Source organism: Maribacter sp. 4U21 (assembly GCF_002742365.1).
Lineage (GTDB): Bacteria > Bacteroidota > Bacteroidia > Flavobacteriales > Flavobacteriaceae > Maribacter.
Genome location: NZ_MDGN01000058.1, coordinates 144,270 through 169,163, shown reverse-complemented (window position 1 = coordinate 169,163; position 24,894 = coordinate 144,270). Strand labels below are relative to the sequence as shown.

Genomic DNA, 24,894 nt, shown 5'->3' with positions numbered 1-24,894 from the left:
TTATAAGAAATCTCTTAGACCCCACTGAAGGCCTTAAATCCACCATCAATCGGAACTACGACCCCAGTTACGAATGATGCTCCTTCTCCGCAAAGCCATAACGTAGTTCCTATTAAATCGTCTGGTTCTCCAAATCTCGCCATGGGTGTTTGCTCAATAATCTTATTTCCTCTTTCGGTAAGGCTTCCGTCTTCCATAGTCAACAACCCTCTATTCTGATCTGTTAGAAAAAATCCTGGTGCCAACGCATTTACCCTAATCCCTATTTTTGAAAAATGTACCGCCAACCACTGCGTAAAGTTGGAAACAGCCGCTTTTGCTCCACTGTATGCGGGTATTTTCGTTAACGGAGTGAAGGCATTCATAGAAGAGATGTTAAGAATACTACATCCCTTTTTCCCTATCATATCCTTGGCGAACACTTGGGTTGGCAATAGAGTACCCATAAAATTCAAATCAAAAACAAATTTGATTCCATCCGAATCTAAATCGAAAAACGTTCGAAAATCATTTGTTCCATTTAACAAATCCTCTTCCAATAAATGGGTATTGGAGGTAGTACCCAAAGGATGATTTCCTCCAGCTCCATTGATTAATATATCGCATGGTCCCAGTATTTTATTTACCAATTTTTTCGCTTCTTCCAAAGAGTCCTTGTCCAACACATTGGCTGATATCCCTATAGCAATACCTCCATCCTTTTTAATTTCTTCTACCACAGTTTCAGCGGCCTCTTTTCTCAAATCCAATACAGCAATTTTATGGCCTTCACGAGCCAATGCTTTAGCAATAGTTCCGCAGAGGATACCACCAGCTCCGGTCAATACTATAATCTTTCCCATTCGCCTTAAATTTTAATCAAAGTTGTTAAAGCCGATATTTTTTCTTACTACATAAAATACTTATATTTGGCTTTCTGTGTATTAAGTACACAGTTACAAACATAATTATTTATTTTTAAGTTTGCCCTGTTTATTAGAAAAATTTATGGGGAACATTAAAAAGGATTTGGACAATATTCAAGTAGTATCGACATCCTTCGAATGCAGTATGACCGCCGATGTTGCCCTCTTTGGGTTTAACGAAGGGGAGCTCAAAATATTACTCACGAAAAGAAGTGTAGGGCTTAAGAAGAATTTCTGGCTCTTGCCCGGAGGTATAATGGAAGAAGAGGAGACACTTGAACAGTGTGCTACGAAAGTGCTTTTATATCTAACAGGCATTAAAAACGTACCAATGCAGCAGGTAAAAGCATATAGTAAATTGAAAAGACATGATGTAAAGCGCGTGGTTACCGTTTCTTTTTATGCATTGGTTCAACCTAAAAACCATCCAATCGAACAGAAAGTGAACGTGACTGAAACCAAGTGGTTCAATATTAAAGAGCTACCAAAAAAAATTGGCTTTGACCATAAAGAGATAATTACGGACGCCCTAAAACTGCTCCAATACAATTTAAACCATCATATGACCTTTGGCCAATTACTTCCTGAAACATTTACCCTAAACGAGCTTCAAAGTCTGTACGAAGCAGTTCTGAACGAACAATTGGATAGGCGAAATTTCCGAAAAAGAATTTCTCAATTAGAGCTTCTTGAGAATACGGGTATCATAAAAAAAGGTGTGAAAGGAGGTCCATTTCTTTACAGGATATTAAAATGAACAAATCAATAATGCTTAAGCTATAGTATAGCTTGAAAACTTTCAAATAACATACTTTATGATACGAATGTGTATAGTACTGCATTTTATACTTTTACCTTACCTTATATTTGGTCAAGAAAAGAACAGACCTAAGCTAGTCGTGGGCATAGTCGTAGATCAAATGCGCGCTGACTACCTACACCGTTTTTCGGGTAATTTTGGACCTGATGGATTCAATAGACTATTGGAAGATGGTTTTGTCGTCAAAAACATGCACTATAATTACTTGCCAACCGCAACAGGTCCGGGCCATGCATCGATTTTCACCGGTACTACTCCAATAAACCATGGAATAGTCGCGAATGACTGGTATAGTAGACAAGACAAAAAGATAGTCTATTGCACATTGGACGATAAAGAAGTGTTAGTGGATGGTGAAAGTAAAACCCATCAATTTTCCATGTATTCTAGATCTCCAAGAAATTTACTTTCTACCACTATAACGGATGAGTTAAAACTGAGTTCCAATGGTCGTTCAAAAATTATTGGAATATCATTAAAGGATCGAGGAAGCATTCTGCCAGCGGGACACATGGCTGATTTCGCACTTTGGTTCAACACCCATACCGGAAATTTTATTACCAGTTCTTACTACTCAAAATCATTACCAACATGGCTGAAAAATTTCAATAAAAGAAAAATTGCCGATTCAATTTTGAATCTTACGTGGGAGGCAAAATTTAAACTTAGTAAATATCAAAATAGTGGCACAGATAATCAAGCTGGCGAAAAAACTTTTATCGGCAAAGAAGGAAATAGCTTTCCCTATAATTTAAGGAAACTCAGAAAGGACAATGGTAACTTCGGTTTAATACCTCAAATACCTTTTGGGAATACTTTATTGACAAAATTAGCTATAAACGTAATTACTAACGAACATATGGGAATTGGAAAGGAAACCGATTTTCTTACTATTAGTTATTCCAGTACGGATTATGTAGGACACAACTTCGGTATACGATCGAAAGAATTGGAAGATACATATGTTCGATTAGACGCTGAAATTGAGACTTTACTTTCTTTTCTTGATTCCAAGATTGGTGAAAACAATTATCTTCTATTCCTTACTGCTGACCATGGTGCCAGCGACAACCCCAATTTCCTAAAAAAATCCAGATTATCTGGAGAATCCCTAAAGCTAGCAAATATCAAAGAAGAGTTGAACCGTAATCTTTCAAAAAAATTCGGTTATGAGGAGTGGGTTATCTATTTGGACAAAACTCAGGTATACTTAAAGTACGCAGACGGCAATCGACTTTCTATTTGTGAGGAGGCCATCAAAATATTAAAGGACACAGAAGGTATCAAGCAAGTATATCTACCTAGTACGGACCAGAATAGGCACTTCGGTGTGGATAGTTTTTTCAAAAAAAGTTTTAACATTAAAAGATCAGGCGACATTCTATTTCACCTAGAAGAAGGGTGGATGCCTGAGCGCAAATACGGAACTACTCACGGCACTGCTTATAATAGCGACACACATGTGCCGATGATTTGGTATGGCAAGAATATTAGACAAGGAAGAACATATAAAAAATACTCCATAGATCAGATTGCCTCAACACTGTCCTTTTTACTAAATATACCTTTACCAAGTTCGGCAAACAAAGAGCCTATCATAGAGGTTTTAAAAAGAGATTAACATAACAATCTTCACAAAGTTAAGTTTTCTGCATGTAGTTGAAGACTTAGCTATATTGAGGGCTACAAAGCCTTTCAAGAATTCTGAACAATTAGAAACACATTGTTTAAAAATTAAGATCATTGACCAAATAATTTAAATCACAAACTTATAAACACATCAGTTAATAACATTCATCCTAAAGTACTGGATAACAACACTTTTAAAAATAATATGATTCAAAACTCAAAATATTATTGTAAATTTAACGTTAAGTTATTGTAAATAAAAAAATATACGGCTATGGCGAGGATAATTATTAAAAGGAAAATACAACTATATTATTTCTTAATAATTATCTATATTGACCGGATTAAAGTTTGGTCAAAAAAATGTAATAAGGCGTTTGTTGGAATGTACTTCGTTTAAATTGCAGAATAAAACACCCCAATAGCTTAGCATACCAATATAACCAACCCTACACTTCAATATTTCCCTATTAATGATTGATAAATATGACAACTAAAATCGAACAAATAAAGAACAAATAACTATTTTTAAATATATAAAAAATTGATTATTAATATTTTAAGAATAATTGCATGATATACAGAACGTATATCACACCATGCAGGAATAGATTAACCAGTCCTAAGTTCACAAGAAATTTGAAAAACACATGAATTTGCAAGTTTTGAGCAATCCTTATGTCACTTTTAATATCGGATATGGAGTAGAATGTCTCTTGCACACAAAAAAGGACTTTTTTTGAAATCTGTATTCTTCTGGTCAGAAGATTCTTAATAGATTTATCCCAGAGGAAACAAAAATGGCCCGTTCCTTTGAACGGGCCATTTTAACAACAACCTAAAAAACCAAAATTGTTCTTTGTTTATTTATTACTATAAAAATAAAGCGAAGAAGCTTTAGACAAACTATTATTCATTGATGGTGCTATATTTCCTCCGGAGTTAGCATTAGCAAAACCTAAAACTTTTCCTCCTCCGTTTGCTGCCTCAGCTATAAAGACCGTATTGGAGTCTGCATCGTATTCGGCCGCAACAGGATTACCTAATGAAGTGGCGTCCCCAGAAATTCTGGTTTGATTACCTGCTACAACAAGAATACCGCCATCGGATACACCAGAAAACTTGGAATCGAAATTGGTAATGATATGAAACGCACCATCTGCGTCGTCCATTGCACTACCTACATCGGTGAGTATCATCGTTCCCTTGTCATAGGCCAAACCATGAGTTCTCACAATACCCTCGATAGCAATCGTCTTTGTTGCACTCACCGCAGCATTCGTTGTATTTGAAGCAGTGAAATTTGCGAAGACCGCCAATTGATTGGTTTTATCGACAACGGCATACAGATCATTACCAACAAATTCTATTCCCCAAAGTGCAAAATCCACTATAACCGTATTCCTTAAAGTAAGGTTGCCATTACTCCTTGAAAAAATAAATAGTCTTCCATCTGCCGTAGCGTCATCTCCGTCAACGTCTGCGTTATCGGAAACAACCACGAAATTATCATTTACCGCAATGTCTCGTGGACTTTCCAACGAAGATTCACTGGAAACCGAAGCAGAAATGGAAATATTTAATGAACTTCCGTTCAATATTGCCGAAACTCCACTGTAGGCGTTCAGTTGATTAGACGACCTAGACGCTTGTATAATTTCATCAGAATCAGCATCATAATAAACACCTTCAGCCATTGTTGAAGCCGTGGCAAGGGTTCTTACCTCACTCGACACCATATCATAGACGGTAATATTACCGTCTGTATTGTTTGAAGCAAAAAGCTGAACGCTCTCCAAACTCATTTCACCATCATCTCCATCATCATTACTACATGAGTTCAATACAATAGTTCCAAGCGCAATCAAAATTCCACATTTAAAAAATCTATTCTTCATAAGAAAATAATTTAAAATTGTTTTTCGGTTCTATAAACGAGGAAACCTCCTTGGGGGTTTTGAATTAAATGTTAAAAAAAGACGCCGTTCATCGATTTCCTAACTCATTTTAAAAATAAAATTGATGAGGTATACGTGTCATCTTTACTAAAAAAAGACGACTTTACCTTTACTACTTAGGACAAGCCTTCGGGTCACAAGTAGGAAATGAACATTTAATTTCGAAGCAAGCCTCGGGGTGTTATACCTTTAGGAAGTGCCAATAAACCATTAGTCATGCGGTCATTACATCAATTTTCTTTTTCTCTTCTCTTTAAGCATTAGCGGACTTCAGATGACTTCTGACCGGACGGGGCAACTTTTTGGAGAAGTATCGGAAAACGTTTTTGAGAATGGAAATTCCTATACTATCCTACATAAAGAAGTACGCGTATTCTTTATTTTGATGAGTGCGCAAACAGAATGCGGATTATATCACCTATCGTTAAACATGAGGAAATTGGTGAAAAGGAAATCTTAAATACCTTAGTAGCAAACTTTCACGCAGCATTGGATGTAATACGCCTTAAGTGATGAAATCATCTGGTCCGTTTTTACCCATCCCTTAAAAGAACTATCAGACCATCAAGTTTTAGATGCGCTGGACCAAGTGTATTTGGCATCAGCGACATTTGGCAACAGCTATACAAGTACCTCAATAGTGTTTCCTGGAAACACTAAGAAGGATGAAAAACATACCAAGAAGTTGATTGAACGATCTAAAAACTGAACTCGGGCACCTTTCCTTTAACATTCTCAAAAAAGGACTCGTACACTTTAAAATCCGCTGTCATGTCTGCTGTTGGAAAATATGGTTCCGATATTTTAATTTGTTTGTTGCCGTAGTCGAACGCAACGAGTACAATAGGAACGTTTGCGGCTTTGGCAATATAGTAGAAGCCTGTTTTCCACTTCGTGACCTTTTTACGGGTACCTTCTGGCGATAATGCCAATCGGAAAACGTTTCTTTCCTCAAAAATTTGAGCTGTTGCACTTACGGTATCATTAGATTTACTTCTATCGATGGGTGCCCCACCTGTCCATTTGAAAAACCATCCCAATGGAGAATCAAAAAGACTCTTTTTGCCGATATAATTTATTTCCTCGTTCCAAACTTTGCGTACCAAAAGTCCTAAAAAAAAGTCCCACCAGCTTGTGTGTGGTACTACGGGGATTACAAATTTATTGAGGTGAGAAGGGAACGCTCCTACAAGTGACCACTTCAAAACTTTAAAATAGATAAACTTTGCTATTTGCTGCATCGATAATTATTGATTGCTAATTTTGTTCTCGACTGCCTACAAACAGACCGCTATCAAGAGAATCAAATCTTCTGGTAGATTGATTTCAGTTTTTCGGGAGTTATTAAGTTTCTCCAATTATCTCCCAATGCATTTTCCCAAAGCGGTTCCATGCTTAGAGCTACAGTTACCATTTTATCGAAATCCGTTTCGGATAAATTTCTACAGATTCCGTTGGGAAGCTCAATCTGGTGTCGCTGCATCATTTTATTGAACGTAGCGACCCCTTCCGGATAGAACTCTTCTAAATATTGAAAAACCAAACAGTTTCCAATGCCATGCTTTACGCCTAAGAGATATCCAAGACCATAGCTCATAGCGTGAGCAATACCCACTTGAGAGTATGCGATGCTCATGCCCCCATGCCAAGAAGCCATCATTAACTTATCCTGAGATTCTGTCTTTGACAAGTCTGTCAAGAAAACCTCTTTGCACAAATCCATTGCCTTTTCTCCATAACTCTGACTAAAGGCGTTCAGATATGTACCATTCAAGGACTCCACGCAATGAATATAGCAATCCATACCGGTGTAGAACCATTGGTCGTGCGTTACCCCTTTCGTAAGCTCTGGGTCTAGAATGACTTGATGAAACGTTGTTTCGTCAGAATTTATGCCCAGTTTCTTTTCCGGACTTAATAAGACCGTAGTTCTGGAAACCTCTGCACCCGTTCCGCTAATTGTTGGAATACCAACATGATAAATAGACTTTTTGTGTACCAAATCCCAGCCTTGGTATTCCGAAGCGCTTCCTTTATTGGTCAAAAGAATAGCAACCGCTTTGGCCAAATCTAACAAAGTACCGCCTCCTATACCAACAATACCTGAAGGTAATTCTTGGTACTCTTCTCGGATCATGGCGACCAATGCGTCTACCTGAGTCGTCTTAGGTTCCTCCTCGGCCGATATAAAAACAATTTGATCACAGAAAATTTTTGGTATCCGTGGAATCAACGCTGTTCCTTCAAACACATCGTCTACCAAAAATATGATAGGCGACTCGGAATGTTTTCGTTTTGGCAATAGGATATCCCCTAACTGATCAAAACTTCCGTTACCAAAAACAACTCTTGGAACCATAGGAAAGTTCCTATATTTTTCTGAAGCTCTAGTAGGTATCTTCTTCAATTTTATTTTCTTTTTAATCTCCATTTAAATTCTACAGATATTCCAATACATCGACCAATTTTTGGACGGTCAAATATCCTTTTTTTTCTTTTGGCTCCTCTATTTCTTCATGCTTCCAAGTGGTATGAAACGGAACATGTACGGCCTTGGCGCCAATATTGACCAAGGGTAATACGTCTGATTTCAAAGAATTCCCGATCATTAAAAATTCGTTTGTAGAAATTTCTAAGTGATCTAATAAATCCTTGTAATTTCTTTCTTTTTTATCACTTAATACTTCTACATGATGAAAATATGTCGATAGGTTAGATTTACTCAATTTCCTTTCTTGGTCTAATAAATCACCTTTTGTTAAAACTATTAACCTATATCTCCCTTGTAAACTTTCTAAAACCTCCTCTACGCCGTCTAAAAGCTCTACCGGATGGGCAATCATCTCTTTTCCTAGATTCAACAATTCCAAAAGCGTTGCTTGAGAAATATTATTATCCGAAAGTTCTAAAGCGGATTCTATCATGGAAAGCATAAAACCTTTGATACCGTATCCATACAGTTCCAGATTTTTCATTTCCATTTTAAATAGCTCTTGGTCTATTTTATTCCTCGTTTCATAACCTTCCAGTAATTCTGCAAACCGCTCTTCTGCATGCCTAAAATAGGTTTCGTTTACCCAGAGCGTATCGTCGGCATCGAACCCGATGACTTTAACCTCCATGAAATCTATCTCCATGCAGCCTGTGCTTTTTCCAAATCTTCTGGAGTATCAATCTCTATCCCCGAGACCGATGTTTCTACCATCTTAATCTTTTTACCGTATTCGAGATAACGGATTGCTTCAATTTTCTCCGTTGCCTCCAAGGACAACATCGGTAATCTTTGAAAATCCATCAAGGCGCGTTTTCGAAACGCATATATTCCCCTATGCTTGTAATATACCGTATGGTCATCTTTTACTCTTGGGAACGGTATAGGCGACCTGGAAAAATATAATGCAAAATTCCTGTTGTCCACAATTACCTTTACCGTGTTCGGATTGTTTATCTCATCGTCTTCCGTTATTTTAACCATCAAAGAGGCCAAATCTATCTCATTCGCTACGTCTCCCCTAAAAACTTCGATAACCCCAGCTAAACTTTCTTTATCAGTGAAGGGTTCATCTCCCTGCACATTAACAATGATGTCCACATCCATATCCGTGACCGCCTCTGCGATACGATCACTACCACAATCGTGTTCCTTTTTGCTCATAATGGCCAGACCGCCCTCTTTTATGATGGTTTCATAGATGACGGTGCTGTCCGTAACCACGTAAACCTCGTCAAAAAGCCCAGTTTTGACCGCCGCTTCATAAGTGCGCACAATTACAGGCTTCCCCGAGAGGTCTTGCATTAACTTAGCAGGAAACCTGGATGCCGCATACCTCGCCGGTATCATTGCTATAATCTTCACTACTCTATGTTTTTTGCTTTGGTCTTAAACTTCTATAAATTCTAAAAATAATCGTCAATATAATGATTACCAATACGGCGGCAAGAATAGGTGCAAAAATCGAGGCCACAGTAACCATGGCCGCTGTACCGGTCTCTACCGTTGCGACCACCGGATTAGCTAAACCACCCGTTGTTGCCGTTGATGCCAATCTCCCAGTAGCACCGGCACCCTTAATCGCCGTTGCCGTGCCACCTCCTGCTATGATTGCCAAGGACCACGTAACCACAGGGTCTAAATTTGCCACCGTAGATACCATTACCGCCGTGCCGGCAATTGCCGCCAACGGTACTGCTATGCTATCCAACAAATTATCCAACCAAGGAATGAAATAAGCGAAGATTTCCACACCCGTAGCTATTCCTAATGTCAGTACCGCGGCTAAACTTCCGATCCACTCCCAATTATCGTTCAAATCCCAAACACCGAAATAAGATGCTAAACTAAGTGCGAATAATGGCAAAAAGACCCTAAAACCAACCGAAGCGGCAAGGCCAACTCCTAGAAAGATGCTTAATATAGTTTCGGTCGTCATGCTCTAATTATACTTTTAATAGGGTAATCTTTTTGATATATTCACTTTCAAAAAACTACAACTCTTTATAAATGACTAAAATAACCTTTTCCTATTCAACAAAAAAATCATCCTTAAAGCCAATTAAATATAATTTTCTTTTGGCCCGGGTAACAGCGGTGTAAAGCCATCGCAAGTATTCTTTGTCTATACCATTGGGCAGATAAGGTTGCTCTACAAAGACGGTGTCCCATTGTCCGCCCTGTGATTTATGACAGGTAATGGCATATGAGAATTTCACCTGTAAACCATTAAAGTATTTATTGTTTTTAACCCCAAGGAATTTCTTGTATTTGGATTTTTCATGTGCGAAATCTTTCATAACTTCTTGATAGAGCCTATTACCCTCTTCGTAGGACAATGACGGTGATTCCGCTTTTATCGTATCTAACAACAAGACCGTTTCAAAGGGTTTCATATTTGGATAATCTACCATTTGCACCTTTACCTCAGCAAATTTAAATCCGTAAAGGTCCTTAAAAGCGAAGATTTCTAAAATTTCAATAATATCTCCGTTTGCGATAAAACCTGCTTCCGAGTTCGGTTTTAGCCAAAAATAGTTGTTCTTAACGACCATCATAAAATCACCCGCAGCAAGCTCATTCTCCAAAAACAATATACGTTCCCTAATATTTAGATTGTATAAATTGGCCCGCTTGTTGGATCTAACGATTATCGCTGTTTCTTCTTTTCCGTTTCTAGAATAGGATTCGTCTATAGCTTCCTGGATTTCATGACCGTCTATAAGTCTTATAATGTCTTTATAAGGGTTTACATCAAACTGGAAACTTTCATAGTAGTCGCCCTGCAATTGCTCTCTTAAGAGTGTTGCATTGGCCAATATGCCAGAATCTTTGGCTTGCCTAACGACTTCATCCAATTCTAAACGAACGACCTCTTTATTATAATTCAAGGAAAGTTTATCCCCGTCCAAAGCTGGGCTCAACTGCAAATGCACGGGAGGTAACTGGGCCGTATCCCCTATTAACAACAGTTTACAGTTATGTCCGGAGTATACAAACATCATTAAGTCGTCCAAAAGTGAACCGTTCTCAAAGAGTTTAGAATCTGCCGAAGTATCCGGTATCATGGAAGCTTCGTCCACAATGAACAATGTATCGCGATGTTTGTTGGGCGCTAAAACAAATTGAACTCCCCCTCCGCTTTGTTTCCTAGGAAAATATATTTTCCTATGGATTGTGAAAGCTTGCGTTTTTGAGTAATTGGACATCACCTTGGCCGCCCTCCCCGTCGGAGCCATAAGAACAGATTTCATGCGCGTCTTCCAAAGGCTGTTCACTATTGTTCCAACCAGCGTTGTCTTACCTGTACCCGCAAATCCTTTCAGCAAAAAAACCTCTTCCTTGACCTTTGATAAGATGAAACTGGCCAACTTTTGCAGCACCAGCTCTTGCTTTAATGTAGGTATATGGGGAAATTTAGACTTTAGTTCAGAATAAAAAGTAGCGTCTGTTAATGGTTTCATCGGTGCCCAAAGATAAAGAGGATTTTTAGCGCAAAACCTTTTCTCATTAAAAAAAAATTGTAGATTTGTGAACACCACTAAATTAAATTAACACTTAAGAAATGAAGACCATTATTCAAATTGTACTTTGGATTGCTTGTATAGGATTAGGTTACCTTATTTATAATTCGGTTACCGGACCTATTGAATTTAAGAAAGTAAAACAAGAACGCTTTGGCAAGGTAATCGCCAAGCTGAAGGATATTAAAAACTCACAAGAGGCCTATAAAACTGTTAATGGGAGGTATGCAAAAGATTTCAATAGCCTTATCAAATTCATAGATACAGGCAAATATGTGATTACCCAACAAAGAGATTCCTCTTTTATGCAGTTTGATGAAACCTATCAAATTGATTTACTTAAAGAAGTAAAGATTATTGATACCCTAGCTTTTGTTTCTGTTAAAGATTCTCTTTATAAAAAGGATACACGCTATAAAAACCTTATGGAGGTACCCGGAGTACCAGGTGAAAAAATCATCATGAAGGCCGATATTATTGAGAAAAGCGGCTACAGAGCTCCTGTTTTTGAAGCAAAAGTGCCTAAAAGTATTTTATTAAAAGACCAACCCAAAGACCTTGTTGCCCGTGAAAATGCTCAAATGAGCGTTGAGGAGGTTAACGGAAGCGAAATTGTAGTTGGGTCATTACAAGAAGTAAGTACCAGTGGTAACTGGCCATCGGTTTATGACAAAAAAGAAGATCAATAACGGTTTAGATATAGCCGATAAAAATTTTGAGAAATTGTCCATTCAGGTTAGCTTGAATGGACTTTCTTTTTGTGTGGCAGATGCAGTTTCACAAAGAATCCTTTATTCCGATAAAAAGGTATTTTCCGAGGAGCTAAACCCTATTACGGTTTTAAAGGAACTCAAAGAATTAGTTCAAAAACAAGACTTAGCCAATAAAGCATTCGACGAAGTCGTTGTTATTCATAGAAATACACTTTTTGCCTTGGTACCTAAACCCTTGTTCCAGGTAAACGAACTCTCTAACTATCTTAAGTTCAATACTAAGGTTTTACCTACCGATACGTTGGAATACGACGAAATAAAAAATCAGGATATGGTTAATGTTTATGTGCCGTACACGAACATTAATAATTATATCTATGACCTTTTCGGAGAATTTTCTTTCTTTCATAATGGCTCTATACTGGTGCAGTCCCTTCTTAATAGTTATTCTAAAAACAAAGAGGATGTTTGTTACGTAAATGTTGGCAAGGGGCAGATGGACATTATGGTCTCCTCTGGTAAAAATTTAAAATTGTACAACAGCTTTCTTTATGAAACAAAAGAAGATTTTGCCTATTACCTCTTGTTTGTTTTAGAACAACTGGAATTGGATACGGAAACCGTTCCCGTAAAACTCTTTGGTTCTATATCTGAGGATGACGAACTTTTTCAACTCTGCTATACCTATGTTCAAAACATTGCCATTTTCGCTCCTAATGCAACTCATCATTTAGAATTGGGTGAACCTGGTGATGAATCTATTGATTTTACCATACTAAACTCCCTTTAAATGCGAATTATATCAGGAAAACATAAGGGACGAAATCTTATGGCGCCCAAAAAATTACCGGTACGGCCTACTAAAGATATGGCCAAGGAGGCATTGTTCAATATTTTGAATAATCGCTACTACTTTCCAGATTTAAATGTCTTGGACCTTTTTTCAGGTACGGGCAATATCAGTTATGAATTTGCATCTAGGGGAGTTGACCATATACTTGCCGTGGATGTGGATATGGGCTGTACTAATTATATTGATAAAATATCGACTCAGTTAGAATTAGATATCAGAACACTTAAAGCTGATGTTTTCTCTTTCTTAGGCAAGAATTCGGAAAAGTTTGATATCATCTTCGCCGATCCTTTTTATAGCATGGAATTGACAGATTTTGCAAAAATCCCCGAACTGGTCTTTACCAAGGAAATGCTTTTAGAAGATGGGGTTTTAATTATAGAACATTCCAAACACACCAGTTTGGAACACTTACCTCATTTTGAAAGTTCTAGAAAATATGGAGGTAGTGTATTTAGTTTTTTCAAATCTTGAAAAATAATTTCTAAAATTGAATTTATCTAAAAAATGAAACTTGACTATATTCAAATAGAATATTACAAAAGTGTAGAAAATCAAATTTTAGAAATTACTCCAATCAAAAATAGTAATGTATTTTGTCTATTTGGAGTCAATGAATCATTTAGCATTCAACTTTTGAAATTTCATAAAGTTTCTAACTAAGTACCGTTTTAGGGTTTTGTTATAATCTCAAAAAAAATCCACGCAATTGCGTGGATTTTTTAAGCTAACTCAATAATTTCAATTATTCCCCCTGCCCCAGTGAGAATCCTCTTTTTCCGTCAAACTCATAAAGATTTTCCGTTTTAATCACATCGAAACCTTTGGTATGCAATTTTGACAATAAAGCTACTATTTGTTCAAAATTTATTGGTGTGTAGACTGGAGCTTCTCCCGTATTTATTTCTGCGCTTTTAGCGACGAACCTACATCTCCAATGGTCCGTACAATACGTCTCTTTCATACCTCCAGGAAAAACCTTTACGCCCCTGTTGGTAATCATCTTTAATTTTAATTTAAATGCATTTATCTTGGATAATGCCTGCCCTATTTCCTCTGGATCATTTCCTTTCCAATCAATAAAAACATCTACACCAAGCAACACTTTATTTTCAGACTTTCTTGTGTACTCAGGTATTTCTATCTTTCCTTTTCCTTTAGACATATTACTGCCAACGAAATGCTTTGGCTTCTCACCGAGTCTAGAAATGATTTCATCTGCAAATTCAGACGTAGATACTTTTTTGGTACTATTCTCTTCTCCATAGATATCTGCCGTGTGAAAACCTGCTTCGATTGTTGCCAACCAGGCATTTTTTATTTTATCGGCAATGGCTGTTTGACCTACGTGGGCAAGCATGGATATTGCAGCGTTGATCAAACCGGAAGGATTAGCTATATTCTGCCCGGCAATATCAGGAGCCGAACCATGTATGGCTTCAAACATCGCCACATTCGTGCCAATATTTGCCGAACCCGCCATGCCTACAGAACCGGCAATTTCAGCAACTATGTCGGAAACAATATCTCCGTATAAATTTGAAGTTACAACAACATCATAGTTTTCAGGGTTTGCGGCCAATCGGGCTGCACCTATATCTATTATCTGTGTTTCGTTCTGTATCTCTGGATATTCCGTAGCGATTTCATCAAAAACCTGATGGAACAAACCATCCGTGAGTTTCATGATATTGTCCTTTACCATACAGGTTACTTTCTTTCGTCCGTAAACCCTAGCGTATTCAAAAGCATATCTCACAATTTTTTCGCAACCAGGCCTTGTAATCAACTTTAAACATTGCACTACATCCTGTGTTTGTTGGTGTTCGATACCGGCGTATAAATCCTCTTCGTTTTCCCTGATCACCACAACATCCATTTGTGGAAAATTCGTTTCTACGTAAGGGTACAAGGCGCTTACTGGCCTTACATTTGCAAATAATCCAAGAGATTTGCGCAAGGTTACGTTCAAACTTTTGTAGCCCTTACCTTGTGGTGTTGTTATGGGAGCCTTTAATATAATTTTGTTCTTGTTTATAATCTCCCAAGTTTCCTTTGCAATACCAGCTGAGTTTCCGGATAAATATACCTGTTCTCCCAACTGTATGTACTCCGGTTCAATTTTTGCACCTGCGGCTTCAAGAATTTTCAAGGTGGCATCCATAATTTCAGGACCTATACCATCTCCTTTAGCTACTGCAACTTTTACCGCAGTTTCATTTAAGTTTTCATTTGATTTTTGATGCAATACACTTGATTTCATATAAACGCTGTTTTAGTTATCGAGTGTAAAGTTCAACTAATTAATTCATATATTTTTATTTATGTTTTTGATGATATGCATTAAAATATTTTATAATTTACGTAATACTTCTGCTTCGGTTAATATAATCGCCCACCAGATTGACGATCGTAATAAGTCCATCTCAAGGCGAAATAATAGCTTTACTTTAAACTAATCGTTCACTTATTGGAATAAAGGGCTTCAATACATATAATGTGAGGGCTACAATAGCTACTATTGGGATTCTATGAATTACTCAGAGTTCAATAAAACTACGCAAATCACAGATTTGCCAAAGAAATACTACATATTTTGGATAGACCCTTCGACTTGGCTCAGGGTTCAATAAAACTACGCAAATCACAGATTTGCTGTTTTATTGAAAAAGCAGGCCATAAGCCGGATTCTGTATCTAGAACTGCGTTCTAAATTACCTATCATTTATCTAGGCCCTTAGTTACCCAAAGGATCTAACCGCCTACCCTTCGACTTGGGCGTGCCGCCCTCAAACGTCGGTTTACATGACGTTTCACCGTATAGAGTTTACCTGGTTTCACTACAGCCGAACTGTACTTGCTTTCTGTTGCACTTGTCCTCACCTCTCGGCGGACGGGCGTTACCCGCTATACTGCACTATGGTGTCCGGACTTTCCTCGTTTTAATAAATTAAACCGCGATAGGTTGGCCTGCTACGAACAAATGTACTGCAATTGTTGATAACTAAGGATGATCTCTGTTTTAAATACCACCTAGAATTAAGCTCAATTTTTATATTTGTATAGGCACGAAAAACTCTAATTTGGAACCATTTATAGTATCGGCACGGAAGTATAGACCCCAAACATTTAAGGATGTTGTTGGTCAGCAGGCCATTACCAATACTCTCCAAAATGCAATAGATAACAATCACTTGGCACAGGCCCTGCTTTTCTGCGGCCCCAGAGGTGTCGGTAAAACAACTTGTGCTAGAATCCTAGCAAAGCAAATAAACGCCGACGGAACCGAAAGTCCGGACGAAGATTTTGCCTTTAATATTTTTGAACTGGATGCGGCTTCCAACAATTCCGTAGACGATATCAGAAGTTTGATAGATCAAGTGCGCATACCGCCACAAGTTGGTAAATACAAAGTGTATATTATTGACGAGGTGCACATGCTGTCCCCTTCTGCTTTCAATGCTTTTTTAAAGACCTTGGAGGAGCCCCCAAAACATGCCATTTTTATCCTTGCCACTACGGAAAAACACAAAATTATTCCGACGATCTTATCGCGTTGTCAAATTTTCGATTTTAAAAGGATAACCGTAAAAGATGCCGCAGAATATTTGAAATATATTGCGGAGAGCCAAGATATCAATGCTGAAGAAGATGCGCTACATATCATTGCTCAAAAAGCGGATGGCGCCATGCGTGATGCCCTTTCTATTTTTGACCGTGTGGTAAGTTTTTCCGGGAAGGAACTCACTAGAAAAGCGGTGACCGAGAATTTAAACGTCTTGGATTATGACACCTATTTCGAGGCTACCGACCTGATATTAGAACATAATATTCCGCACTTATTGGTATTGTTCAACAAAACCTTAGGTCTTGGATTCGACGGGCATCATTTTATAGCTGGTCTGGCTTCACATTTTAGGGATTTGATGGTATGCCAGCATCAAGACACCATAGCACTCTTAGAAGTGGGTGAAATGGCTCAAAAAAATTATCGAGAACAATCCCAACGTACGTCGAGTAGTTTTCTATTGAAAGCATTGGATATTGCCAATGATTGTGACCTGAAATACAAAACCAGTAAAAATCAACGGCTTTTGGTAGAGCTTTCGTTGATGAAATTGGCCTCTATCGACTTTGATGGAGAAAAAAAAAATCCTGAATCAGTAGCATTACAGGACAAAACAATAGACTTTATTGCCCCTGCCTCCTTTTACGAGAATACTACCCCAAAACCAAAGGAGAACTCGCTTTCCGAACCTAGTAACGAAACAAATACTTTACCTGAACAGCGAGCCGAAACATTTCAAAAACTAGTTGAGCAACATGCACCTGATGTTAAGGAAAATGAAGAAAACAGTACGCAGTATGCAGTGCCCGAAAACAATGTACTGAATACCGAAAATAGCATTGAACAAACAATCACGGCAGAAGAACTGGTTGCTAAAAAAAATGACCACACTATTATGCAGTATGCAGTGTCCGCGAGCAGGGAACAGACTTCTGCAAATGTTACTGAAATACCAAATACTGTAGAAGAAACGGTGGCTAAAACAACTAGCGACACCAGTACGCAGTATGCAGTTCCCGAAAACAAGGTATTGAATACTGAAATTGCTACTGAAATACTAAACAGAGCTCAAGAACCGGTTGCAAAAAAAATTAATATTACCGTACCCGAAAAACGGGTTTCTGGCCTATCCATCTCTAGTTTAAAGGCTAAAAAAGAACACGAACTCAACAGAATTGAAGTTGTTCTAGACGAGGATGCGCTACCTAAGGACGACTTTACCGAAGAAGACCTAAGAAAACACTGGGCAGATTTTGTTCACGAAATTGATGCTAAGGGTCAAAAAATACTTGCATCGAACTTAAATACGGATATTCCGAAACTAAAGGAAAATTTCACCATTAGTATTGAGCTTCCTAATGGCACCATGAAAAAGGAAATTGAACGTGGCAACTACGACCTTATGGAATACTTAAGGGCCAAGCTTAACAACCACTTCATTCAACTTGAAATTTCCGTAAACGAGGCCACTGCTAAGAAATTCGCTTTTACCCCAGAGGAGAAGTATGAAAAGTTAAGAGAAAAGAACCCGGCTATAGACCTGTTACGAAAAGAGTTCGACCTAGATTTTTGACATTCTCTTTAAGCCAAAGACGTACAGAAAAAATACGATAGCGATTATTAAGAGTCCAAAGGCCTCTCTCCCCAGCTCGACCGTCCTAATATCTCCATCATTTAAATTGAAACCTTGAAAATCCGGTGGGTATAAATAAACAAAGCCCGCGAAACATAATACCCCTGAAACTAAAGGCACTACTTTTTTTAATCTGTTCAATACAAAAAGCAGTGAAATTACCGCGGCGATGGTATAAATTACAATCCACACCAATGAATCTGGATCATTGTACTGCACCACCGCACCTAAAGCGAATAAAACAGTAAACAAACAACCGATAACCTTAAATAATATATTCATATCAACTTATTTTATTACGTGATCTTCAATGATTTTGCTTACATCTACGGCTTTAATCGTGGCCTCTTCATGCGGTAAGCTATAATTGGTAATAAGCATAGGGTAATCTTCTTTATCTTCAGGAATGCGCCCATGGGATCCTTTAATCAATGTAGCATCTACAGGTATAATATTCATTACCGTTCTAAAGCCCAGCTTCTTTTTAAAAAGCTTCCAAAGTACTTTAACAGTTACAAATTTATCCTTGGGATTGGTCAACATTTCAACAGGATCGTATCCCGGTTTTTTATGGATGTCTACCATTCTTGCATAATCTGGAGCCTTGGCATCATCCATCCAAAAATAATAGGTAAACCACGAATCCTTATCGGCTACTACGACTAGGTCACCACAGCGTTCATGTTGCAAATGTTCTTTTTGGATTTCTGTTCCGGACAGCACCTGCGCTACGCCATCTATCTTTTGCAACAAGTTCTTAACGACCATAATGCTAGATTTGTCCTTCACGTACACATGGGCCATCTGATGATCTGCAACGGCAAATGCATTACTTGCCCCGGCATCTAACAGCTCTAGACCGCGCTCCGTTCTTATGCTCAGGTAGCCATTTTTCCTTAGGACCCGATTAAGGTGTACGGGATTATTTACATTAGTAATACCATACTCCGATAGTAGAGCAATGTTTGCACCCTGGTTTTCGTAATAACTTACCAACTGCGCTACTACCCCGTCTATCTCCTGTAAATCTTTAGCGATGCTATCAAAATCAAGTCCATACCGCTGTAAATTGTAATCTAGGTGTGGTAAATAGATAAATGTTAAGGTAGGGTCATGAAGTTTATCCGTTTCCATTGCCGCATCCGCTATCCATTGCGAAGAATTAATCGTGGTCCTAGGCCCCCAAAATTCAAATAAGGGAAAAATACCCAAAGTGGCCTGAACCTTATCTCTCAAATCTGCTGGTTGCGAATATATATCGGGTATTTTACGCCCGTCCGCCAAATAATTAGGCCTAGGTGTTATGCTATAGTCTGCGGTGGAATACATATTGTACCACCAAAAATGGTTAGCACAGGTAAAGTCCGGGTTTTTTGCTTTTAAAACATCCCATACTTTTGGTTGTTGTACCAATTTGTTGGACTGCCGCCAAAACTTAACCTCACATTCTTCCTTAAAATACCAACCATTGCCCACGACACCATGTTCCGATGGCCATTTACCGGTAAGGTATGTAGATTGCACTGAACAGGTGACCGCTGGCAATACAGGTTTTATGTAGTTGAATGTTCCCTTTTCTAAAAACGATTTTATAAAAGGGGTATGTTCACCTATTAAGCGTTTTGTTAAACCTACCACATTGATGACTACCGTTTTTTTCATACTATAAGCGGTCTTTTAACCAGTTGATCTCACGAACAATAGAGCTGGCCAGATCTTCCTTTAATTCAACAGGTAAGACATCCCAAGTATAAGTCTCTATCTCAAGATGCTCCGTCAGCGGATTCTCTTTTAAGAAAGTTATTACTTTTAAAATATGGTCTTGTGTAGAAAACAACGCACCAAATTGTTCTAGAAAAATAGGCACATGAAAATGGGCTCGTAGTTCCTTAAAACTATGCTTATTCTCTAAAACTACCGGAAGATCGTTATATGTTTTTACCCCATTATCCATTTTTTCCGTTACCTGATGTAAATAGGTGGGTTCGTTAAATTGTGAAAGTAGTTTCCAAATCTTTGCATCATCCTCGCCATTAAACAAGACTTTCAGGGCAGCACTGACTTGAATCTTACCTACATTAATATGGGCCGATTTAAACTTCTTAAAAGTATCCTTAGGCTCCTCATAAGCCAAGGAAAAATGGCAAATATCATAACAAACGGTTATGTATCTTTTTATAATGTTCTCAATTTCGGAAGCTTCAAGACCTAGCTCCTCCTTGAATGTCGTAAGTCCTATGGGAACTAAATATTCCTCATAAAAAGAGAGCACCTCATCACTATTCTCCAAGAGACCGTCCGGTTCTGGCTCTACATCTAAATGCATATATGTTCCGCTAACGTGCTCTATATTAAAAAGATGTTTCGCGACCTTAATCATGTTCCTTGCACCAATCTCAAAAGTCTTCTTTTTATCCGCATTGGTCTTATGCCAATATTTATAACTAATGGGAGAAGTGGATATCCCCCCCGAAAGTCCTTGGGGCAATAAGGCTTCTAGTTGATTGAAAAGCCTAATGGTATAGTCAACACGCTCCTGTGTAGTCCAATCGGGCGCATGTACATTTTCTTTCACCCGTTCATCATGAAAGTTTCCGTAGGGAAAACCGTTCATGGTAAATACATAGACATCGTTTTGATTTAACCATTGCTTAAAACCTACCATATTATTGCCCTGTCCTAATTCTTCGCTGGCTTTATTGGACAAACGTAACCCTAAGCCAAAGGAATGCTCAGGTGATACCTCTTGCTTAATTTTAGGAACGTAATCTTTTAAACTCTCGAAAGTACTTTCCCAATCCTGTCCTGGATGTATATTCGTGCAATACGAAAGATGAAAAGTATCTTCTATAAACATGTCTGATTATTTTAAAATTGATTGGTCCCGGAGGTCTTCTATCGCTTTTCGCATTAGGGCTACATCTATTTCGTGTACATCGTGCTTTTTACCAATTTCGGATAGTAATGTAATGGTTAGCTTACCTCCTAAATGTTCCCTGAATTCTTCGATACCACCTAATAGTTGACTTATTTCTTCTTCTGTTCCTATCGGAAGTTGTAAATTAAAACCTATGGTACTAAGCACCTCCAAAATTACCTGCAATTCCTTTTCTGTAATTAGTCCAACTAAATGAGCATAGGTAACATCCAAGGCTATACCCATGGCAACGGCCTCTCCATGACGCAATTCATAATTGGTCATATGTTCTAGTTTATGCGCCGCCCAGTGACCAAAATCCAGCGGTCTTGAAGAGCCAGACTCAAAGGGGTCACCCCCTTGAGAAATATGCTGCATATGCATTTGGGCACATGTATAAATAACATGATGCATAACGTCCATTTCCCGCATTTTAAGTGCAGTGGCATTTTTAACGATATAGTTAAAAAAATCTTTGTCCTTTATAAGCGCAACCTTAATGGCTTCGGCAATACCGGAAATCCAATCGCGTTGTGCTAATGTCTTTAGAAAGTCGCTATCGTTTATAATCGCAAAAGGTGTGGCGAAAGTTCCAAGGAAATTCTTTTTACCAAAGGCATTAACGCTATTCTTTACGCCAACGGCAGCATCGTTTTGCGCGAGTACCGTGGTAGGTATCCTAATTAACTTTACGCCCCTATGAGCAATTGTAGCGGCATAGCCAACCATATCTATCACGGCCCCACCTCCTATGACAACCACAAAAGAATGTCTGCAAATAGCGTTTTCGTTGATGCCCTTAAGCACCTTTTCTACATATTCGTTTTTATTTTTAGCCTGTTCTCCCCCTTCAACAAGTAGCGTCTGCGTATAATTTAAATGATTAGGGTTTGCTGCACAGTATGCTTCTATTTGATTTAACAAATCTGGATGCGCCGCAGAAACGACTTTATCGATTACGAAGAGTAATTTTATTTTTTCATCGGCTTTGTAGCCCTTTAAAATATCTAGAAATACACTGTTTCCATTTTGAAACAAACCTTGGGTAGAATACAAATTGTATTCATACCGTACCGAAAAAGACTGTTTAATGGGCTTTAATTCCATATAGCTTAAGTAACCGAAAATAATTTAGAAAGTAATAAAGATAGGGGCAAAAGTAATAAAACGGCTAATCCAATATACCAATTAGAAAAGCCTATGGCCCAGCAGGCATCCATGACCACTAATGATAATACCCCAGCAATAACAGATTTCTTAATATGCTCGGGAGAATTTATCCGATATGCCTTCCATAGAGGCCTAAAAATTAAAACAACAAATAAAAATAGAAAAGGTAATGCCCATAGCAAATTAGTAGTATAAATACCGATAGCGAGCGTCAATAATCCCACAACGACAATATACATGACTGCTGCCTTTATAATATGTTTTTTGTTCTTCCCATGTACTTCCCCTCTACTTATTAAAGTAATTGCAAAAATATAAAGCACCGGAATGATAGCGACCCACCAAGTCGTGATGGCTCCGATTATGGACATCCCCAACATAAGATTAAGACCTCTGCAAATACCCATATTTAATGGGCCAAAAAAACCAAATTGCTTAAAGTAAGCATCGTAAGAAAAGATTGAAGCCGTTAGCACCAAAGCAATTATTCCGCTTAATAGCGTTACGTTGAAAGCTAAGATTAACCCAACAAGAATCAATAGGCTACCCCAATGTACGGCCTGCCGTAATGAGACAACACCACTGGGAATTGCTCTTTCGGGCCGTTCGACAGCATCTAACTTTGCATCGAAAACATCATTGAAAACTACGCCACCTGCATACAAGCAAATAGATGAAACAACCAATAAAAATAATTTTGACGCATCATCCGCAGTAACAACCCAATTATTATTAATTATAAAAAAATCACCTATGGCGGCACCAGCAAAAATATCTGCAGCGGCTGTGGGTAAATTAGCAGGTCTTGCCAAACGGGCAAAACCCATAATTTTTTTTCTCATTCTAGGTGATTTGGTCATCATCAATCCGAGGTTTCTGACCACGTAGTACACTATTATCGTTAAAAAGTTGGGACTGATCAATGCCATTTGGTTTCATCCAATGTTCCTCTTTCATTTTTCCGTTTTTACCAAAGGCATCCAATGCATTTTGATAGCATGTTTTTACGACATCCTCCTTGGGAATACCTCGTTTAAGCATTAATGAAGCTGTTTTTGGAACAGCTAAGGGGTCGCTCACGCCCCAATCAGCGGAGCTATCAACGATAATATTAGTACTGCCAAATTTACGCACCACCTCGACCATGCGTTCATTTCCCATCTTTGTTTTTGGATAAATGGTAAAGGCCGCAATAAAACCTCTGTCTAGCACCTCTTTTACCGTTTCTTCGTTATTATGGTCAATGATTACCTTAGCGGGGTCTAATCCGTGTTCCAGGCATACCTCCATACTCTTAATGGTGCCTGCCTTTTTATCTCTGTGTGGTGTATGGACCTGAACGGTCATGTCCAATTCCTTGGCCATATCCAATTGCATCCTAAAGAACTTATCCTCTGCCGGAGTCTGGTCATCGTAACCAATTTCACCAATCGCCACAACATTGTCTTTATGCAAATATAGCGGCAACAATTCAATCACTTGTTCCGCTAGTGCTTCATTATTAGCTTCTTTGGAGTTGAGTCCTATCGTACAATAATGCTTTATCCCAAATTGACTTGCCCTAAAGGGTTCCCAACCTACCAGACTACTGTAATAGTCTTGAAAAGACCCTACTTGTGTTCTGGGTTGCCCTAGCCAAAAGGATGGCTCTATGACAGCTACAACACCTGCTGCAGCCATGGCTTCATAATCATCCGTAGTGCGCGAGGTCATGTGCACATGCGGGTCTATTATCATCAATTTATCTTCCATAGTCTATTTCTTTAAGGTGTTCCAAGTTATTTCTTTTGATGCAACCTGCTTTTCCAATTTCGGATATTGGCTGAGCAATTTCAGTGCCCTATCATTTTGAGAATAAAAACAACAGAGTCCGCCGGCCCTGTTTTCAATCTCATTGTCACTAGAAAGTAGGCGTTCCATATCCAAAAGCAATGCATCGTCTATAAATTTAGTTGCCGGACGCCAAAACATAGGGTCAATATTCCTAGAGGCGGCCCAACGTTCATGTGCATAGTCTGAAATGATACGGGAAAGGTCCCTGTTTGCTCGCTCATCAACGGCTTGTATCAGAGATAAGTCCCTTTCCATAAAGGCAGCTTTAAGATACATTTGGTTCCATTGTTGGTCATTGAAATACTTAGCGGGATAGAGGTTATTTAAAGTTATGGCATCAAAAATAGTGGCGATGTTAGTGCGCAAAGCTTCCACAGCGGCATTCTTAAAAAATTCGGGATTAGGCAATAAAATCAAATATTTTAAAAATGTTTCCAACTCCCTCGTATCGGCTACCTCAATGATACTACTTACTTTGGCTCCAAAATAATCCGCATCCATTTCCAAAATCTTTACAAGGAGATAAATTCTTGATATCGCTAATAAACTTGCTTTGCTATCTACAAATAAGGCTACGTTATCAGAAGTATTTGAATTTATATCAATAGTATTCGCATCAAATTTAGAAGCCAACAGACTATACGTCATAAACAAGTCTTTGGTAGATTTTGAAGTGCTAATCTTAGCTATTCTTTCTATTAACCAAACTATAGATTCTTGTTTACCATACCTTTTTAGGAAATCGTAAATGTCGTCGCTTATTTGCATGCTGGATATTTGAAATTTACTTTCTTTCAAAAATAATTATTAAAACCCATTATGCCTTATTTTTGTGGTGTAAAGCATTCTTTTAGTATACAAAGAGTGAAAATTGAATAAC

22 protein-coding genes and 1 other RNA gene are annotated in these 24,894 nt (G+C 38.2%); 6 read left to right on the top strand and 17 right to left on the bottom strand.

Translation table 11 applies throughout. The annotated features are described in order from the left end of the window. Positions 1-14: 14 nt before the first annotated feature. Complete coding sequence (locus tag BFP77_RS13065; protein WP_099574471.1) at positions 15-842, bottom strand: SDR family oxidoreductase; 828 nt, start codon at positions 840-842, stop codon at positions 15-17. A gap of 145 nt (positions 843-987) precedes the next feature. Here BFP77_RS13065 and BFP77_RS13060 point away from each other — a divergent pair, with 145 nt between their 5' ends. Beyond that, the gene (locus BFP77_RS13060) at positions 988-1,662 is read left to right on the top strand and encodes an NUDIX hydrolase (RefSeq protein WP_099574470.1); all 675 of its coding nucleotides are present in this window, start codon (positions 988-990) and stop codon (positions 1,660-1,662) included. Between the two features lie 58 nt (positions 1,663-1,720). After that, the gene (locus tag BFP77_RS13055) at positions 1,721-3,346 is read left to right on the top strand and encodes an alkaline phosphatase family protein (RefSeq protein WP_099574469.1); all 1,626 of its coding nucleotides are present in this window, start codon (positions 1,721-1,723) and stop codon (positions 3,344-3,346) included. 871 nt (positions 3,347-4,217) lie between these two features. Here BFP77_RS13055 and BFP77_RS13050 read toward each other — a convergent pair. From BFP77_RS13050 to BFP77_RS13020, 7 genes are all read right to left on the bottom strand, one after another. After that, positions 4,218-5,252 carry a hypothetical protein gene (locus tag BFP77_RS13050; protein WP_099574468.1) on the bottom strand — a complete coding sequence of 345 codons (1,035 nt, stop codon included), beginning with the start codon at positions 5,250-5,252 and terminating at the stop codon, positions 4,218-4,220. Positions 5,253-6,010: 758 nt separating this feature from the next. Beyond that, positions 6,011-6,553 carry a 1-acyl-sn-glycerol-3-phosphate acyltransferase gene (locus BFP77_RS13045; RefSeq protein ID WP_099574467.1) on the bottom strand — a complete coding sequence of 181 codons (543 nt, stop codon included), beginning with the start codon at positions 6,551-6,553 and terminating at the stop codon, positions 6,011-6,013. A 62-nt stretch (positions 6,554-6,615) separates the two neighbouring features. After that, complete coding sequence (locus BFP77_RS13040; RefSeq protein ID WP_099574466.1) at positions 6,616-7,743, bottom strand: iron-containing alcohol dehydrogenase family protein; 1,128 nt, start codon at positions 7,741-7,743, stop codon at positions 6,616-6,618. A 7-nt stretch (positions 7,744-7,750) separates the two neighbouring features. Next, the gene (locus BFP77_RS13035; RefSeq protein ID WP_099574465.1) at positions 7,751-8,449 is read right to left on the bottom strand and encodes an HAD family hydrolase; all 699 of its coding nucleotides are present in this window, start codon (positions 8,447-8,449) and stop codon (positions 7,751-7,753) included. Further along, positions 8,440-9,153, bottom strand: a complete 714-nt coding sequence (gene kdsB / locus BFP77_RS13030; protein ID WP_180272360.1) for a 3-deoxy-manno-octulosonate cytidylyltransferase — start codon at positions 9,151-9,153, stop codon at positions 8,440-8,442. Before kdsB ends, BFP77_RS13035 begins: the two co-directional genes overlap by 10 nt. Positions 9,154-9,172: 19 nt before the next feature. Continuing rightward, positions 9,173-9,742: a DUF4126 domain-containing protein gene (locus tag BFP77_RS13025; RefSeq protein ID WP_099574463.1), complete on the bottom strand. Its 570-nt coding sequence runs from the start codon at positions 9,740-9,742 to the stop codon at positions 9,173-9,175. A 91-nt stretch (positions 9,743-9,833) separates the two neighbouring features. Then, positions 9,834-11,267, bottom strand: a complete 1,434-nt coding sequence (locus BFP77_RS13020) for an ATP-dependent DNA helicase (RefSeq protein WP_099574462.1) — start codon at positions 11,265-11,267, stop codon at positions 9,834-9,836. 101 nt (positions 11,268-11,368) lie between these two features. On the opposite strand from BFP77_RS13020, the gene BFP77_RS13015 reads away from it, so the two are divergent. From BFP77_RS13015 to BFP77_RS13005, 3 genes are read left to right on the top strand one after another with little or no spacing between them, the layout of a single operon-like run. Next, complete coding sequence (locus BFP77_RS13015; RefSeq protein WP_099574461.1) at positions 11,369-12,016, top strand: hypothetical protein; 648 nt, start codon at positions 11,369-11,371, stop codon at positions 12,014-12,016. Further along, positions 11,994-12,830 carry a DUF3822 family protein gene (locus BFP77_RS13010; RefSeq protein WP_099574460.1) on the top strand — a complete coding sequence of 279 codons (837 nt, stop codon included), beginning with the start codon at positions 11,994-11,996 and terminating at the stop codon, positions 12,828-12,830. The genes BFP77_RS13015 and BFP77_RS13010 overlap by 23 nt, the downstream gene beginning before the upstream one ends. Next, on the top strand, positions 12,831-13,367 hold the full coding sequence (locus BFP77_RS13005) for an RsmD family RNA methyltransferase (RefSeq protein WP_099574459.1): 537 nt from the start codon (positions 12,831-12,833) through the stop codon (positions 13,365-13,367). Positions 13,368-13,638: 271 nt separating this feature from the next. Here the strand turns inward: BFP77_RS13005 and BFP77_RS13000 are convergent, their stop codons facing one another. Together BFP77_RS13000 and rnpB are read right to left on the bottom strand one after the other, a co-directional pair. Further along, positions 13,639-15,156: an NADP-dependent isocitrate dehydrogenase gene (locus BFP77_RS13000; RefSeq protein WP_099574458.1), complete on the bottom strand. Its 1,518-nt coding sequence runs from the start codon at positions 15,154-15,156 to the stop codon at positions 13,639-13,641. A 401-nt stretch (positions 15,157-15,557) separates the two neighbouring features. Beyond that, positions 15,558-15,870: RNase P RNA component class A (gene rnpB / locus BFP77_RS12995), an RNA gene on the bottom strand. Positions 15,871-15,976: 106 nt separating this feature from the next. Here rnpB and dnaX point away from each other — a divergent pair. After that, on the top strand, positions 15,977-18,034 hold the full coding sequence (gene dnaX / locus BFP77_RS12990; protein WP_099574457.1) for a DNA polymerase III subunit gamma/tau: 2,058 nt from the start codon (positions 15,977-15,979) through the stop codon (positions 18,032-18,034). Here the strand turns inward: dnaX and BFP77_RS12985 are convergent. The 7 genes from BFP77_RS12985 to BFP77_RS12955 are packed head-to-tail and all read right to left on the bottom strand — an operon-like array spanning position 18,023 to position 24,782. Then, positions 18,023-18,376: a transmembrane 220 family protein gene (locus BFP77_RS12985; RefSeq protein WP_099574456.1), complete on the bottom strand. Its 354-nt coding sequence runs from the start codon at positions 18,374-18,376 to the stop codon at positions 18,023-18,025. The two genes, dnaX and BFP77_RS12985, sit on opposite strands and share 12 nt — an antisense overlap. A gap of 6 nt (positions 18,377-18,382) precedes the next feature. Beyond that, positions 18,383-19,756, bottom strand: coding sequence for an alkaline phosphatase family protein (locus BFP77_RS12980; RefSeq protein ID WP_099574455.1), 1,374 nt, complete (start codon positions 19,754-19,756; stop codon positions 18,383-18,385). 1 nt (position 19,757) lies between these two features. Beyond that, positions 19,758-20,951: a metabolite traffic protein EboE gene (gene eboE, locus BFP77_RS12975; protein ID WP_099574454.1), complete on the bottom strand. Its 1,194-nt coding sequence runs from the start codon at positions 20,949-20,951 to the stop codon at positions 19,758-19,760. Between the two features lie 6 nt (positions 20,952-20,957). After that, positions 20,958-22,118 carry a 3-dehydroquinate synthase gene (locus BFP77_RS12970; protein ID WP_099574453.1) on the bottom strand — a complete coding sequence of 387 codons (1,161 nt, stop codon included), beginning with the start codon at positions 22,116-22,118 and terminating at the stop codon, positions 20,958-20,960. Positions 22,119-22,123: 5 nt separating this feature from the next. Further along, positions 22,124-23,023 carry a UbiA-like protein EboC gene (gene eboC / locus BFP77_RS12965; protein WP_099574452.1) on the bottom strand — a complete coding sequence of 300 codons (900 nt, stop codon included), beginning with the start codon at positions 23,021-23,023 and terminating at the stop codon, positions 22,124-22,126. A 1-nt stretch (position 23,024) separates the two neighbouring features. Further along, the gene (locus BFP77_RS12960) at positions 23,025-23,933 is read right to left on the bottom strand and encodes a TatD family hydrolase (protein WP_099574451.1); all 909 of its coding nucleotides are present in this window, start codon (positions 23,931-23,933) and stop codon (positions 23,025-23,027) included. A gap of 3 nt (positions 23,934-23,936) precedes the next feature. Then, complete coding sequence (locus BFP77_RS12955; RefSeq protein ID WP_099574450.1) at positions 23,937-24,782, bottom strand: EboA domain-containing protein; 846 nt, start codon at positions 24,780-24,782, stop codon at positions 23,937-23,939. Positions 24,783-24,894: the final 112 nt, after the last annotated feature.

Bases quoted from the DNA above. Each gene is read 5' to 3' on its own strand.
- kdsB (WP_180272360.1), bottom strand. From the start codon at position 9,153: ATGATACCGGCGAGGTATGCGGCATCCAGGTTTCCTGCTAAGTTAATG.
- BFP77_RS12970 (WP_099574453.1), bottom strand. From the start codon at position 22,118: ATGGAATTAAAGCCCATTAAACAGTCTTTTTCGGTACGGTATGAATAC.
- BFP77_RS12980 (WP_099574455.1), bottom strand. From the start codon at position 19,756: ATGAAAAAAACGGTAGTCATCAATGTGGTAGGTTTAACAAAACGCTTA.
- BFP77_RS13060 (WP_099574470.1), top strand. From the start codon at position 988: ATGGGGAACATTAAAAAGGATTTGGACAATATTCAAGTAGTATCGACA.
- BFP77_RS13020 (WP_099574462.1), bottom strand. From the start codon at position 11,267: ATGAAACCATTAACAGACGCTACTTTTTATTCTGAACTAAAGTCTAAA.
- BFP77_RS13045 (WP_099574467.1), bottom strand. From the start codon at position 6,553: ATGCAGCAAATAGCAAAGTTTATCTATTTTAAAGTTTTGAAGTGGTCA.
- BFP77_RS13025 (WP_099574463.1), bottom strand. From the start codon at position 9,742: ATGACGACCGAAACTATATTAAGCATCTTTCTAGGAGTTGGCCTTGCC.
- BFP77_RS13065 (WP_099574471.1), bottom strand. From the start codon at position 842: ATGGGAAAGATTATAGTATTGACCGGAGCTGGTGGTATCCTCTGCGGA.
- BFP77_RS13005 (WP_099574459.1), top strand. From the start codon at position 12,831: ATGCGAATTATATCAGGAAAACATAAGGGACGAAATCTTATGGCGCCC.
- BFP77_RS13050 (WP_099574468.1), bottom strand. From the start codon at position 5,252: ATGAAGAATAGATTTTTTAAATGTGGAATTTTGATTGCGCTTGGAACT.
- eboC (WP_099574452.1), bottom strand. From the start codon at position 23,023: ATGAGAAAAAAAATTATGGGTTTTGCCCGTTTGGCAAGACCTGCTAAT.
- BFP77_RS13040 (WP_099574466.1), bottom strand. From the start codon at position 7,743: ATGGAGATTAAAAAGAAAATAAAATTGAAGAAGATACCTACTAGAGCT.
- BFP77_RS13015 (WP_099574461.1), top strand. From the start codon at position 11,369: ATGAAGACCATTATTCAAATTGTACTTTGGATTGCTTGTATAGGATTA.
- BFP77_RS12955 (WP_099574450.1), bottom strand. From the start codon at position 24,782: ATGCAAATAAGCGACGACATTTACGATTTCCTAAAAAGGTATGGTAAA.
- BFP77_RS12985 (WP_099574456.1), bottom strand. From the start codon at position 18,376: ATGAATATATTATTTAAGGTTATCGGTTGTTTGTTTACTGTTTTATTC.
- BFP77_RS13010 (WP_099574460.1), top strand. From the start codon at position 11,994: ATGACAAAAAAGAAGATCAATAACGGTTTAGATATAGCCGATAAAAAT.
- BFP77_RS12960 (WP_099574451.1), bottom strand. From the start codon at position 23,933: ATGGAAGATAAATTGATGATAATAGACCCGCATGTGCACATGACCTCG.
- BFP77_RS13035 (WP_099574465.1), bottom strand. From the start codon at position 8,449: ATGGAGATAGATTTCATGGAGGTTAAAGTCATCGGGTTCGATGCCGAC.
- eboE (WP_099574454.1), bottom strand. From the start codon at position 20,951: ATGTTTATAGAAGATACTTTTCATCTTTCGTATTGCACGAATATACAT.
- BFP77_RS13000 (WP_099574458.1), bottom strand. From the start codon at position 15,156: ATGAAATCAAGTGTATTGCATCAAAAATCAAATGAAAACTTAAATGAA.
- BFP77_RS13055 (WP_099574469.1), top strand. From the start codon at position 1,721: ATGATACGAATGTGTATAGTACTGCATTTTATACTTTTACCTTACCTT.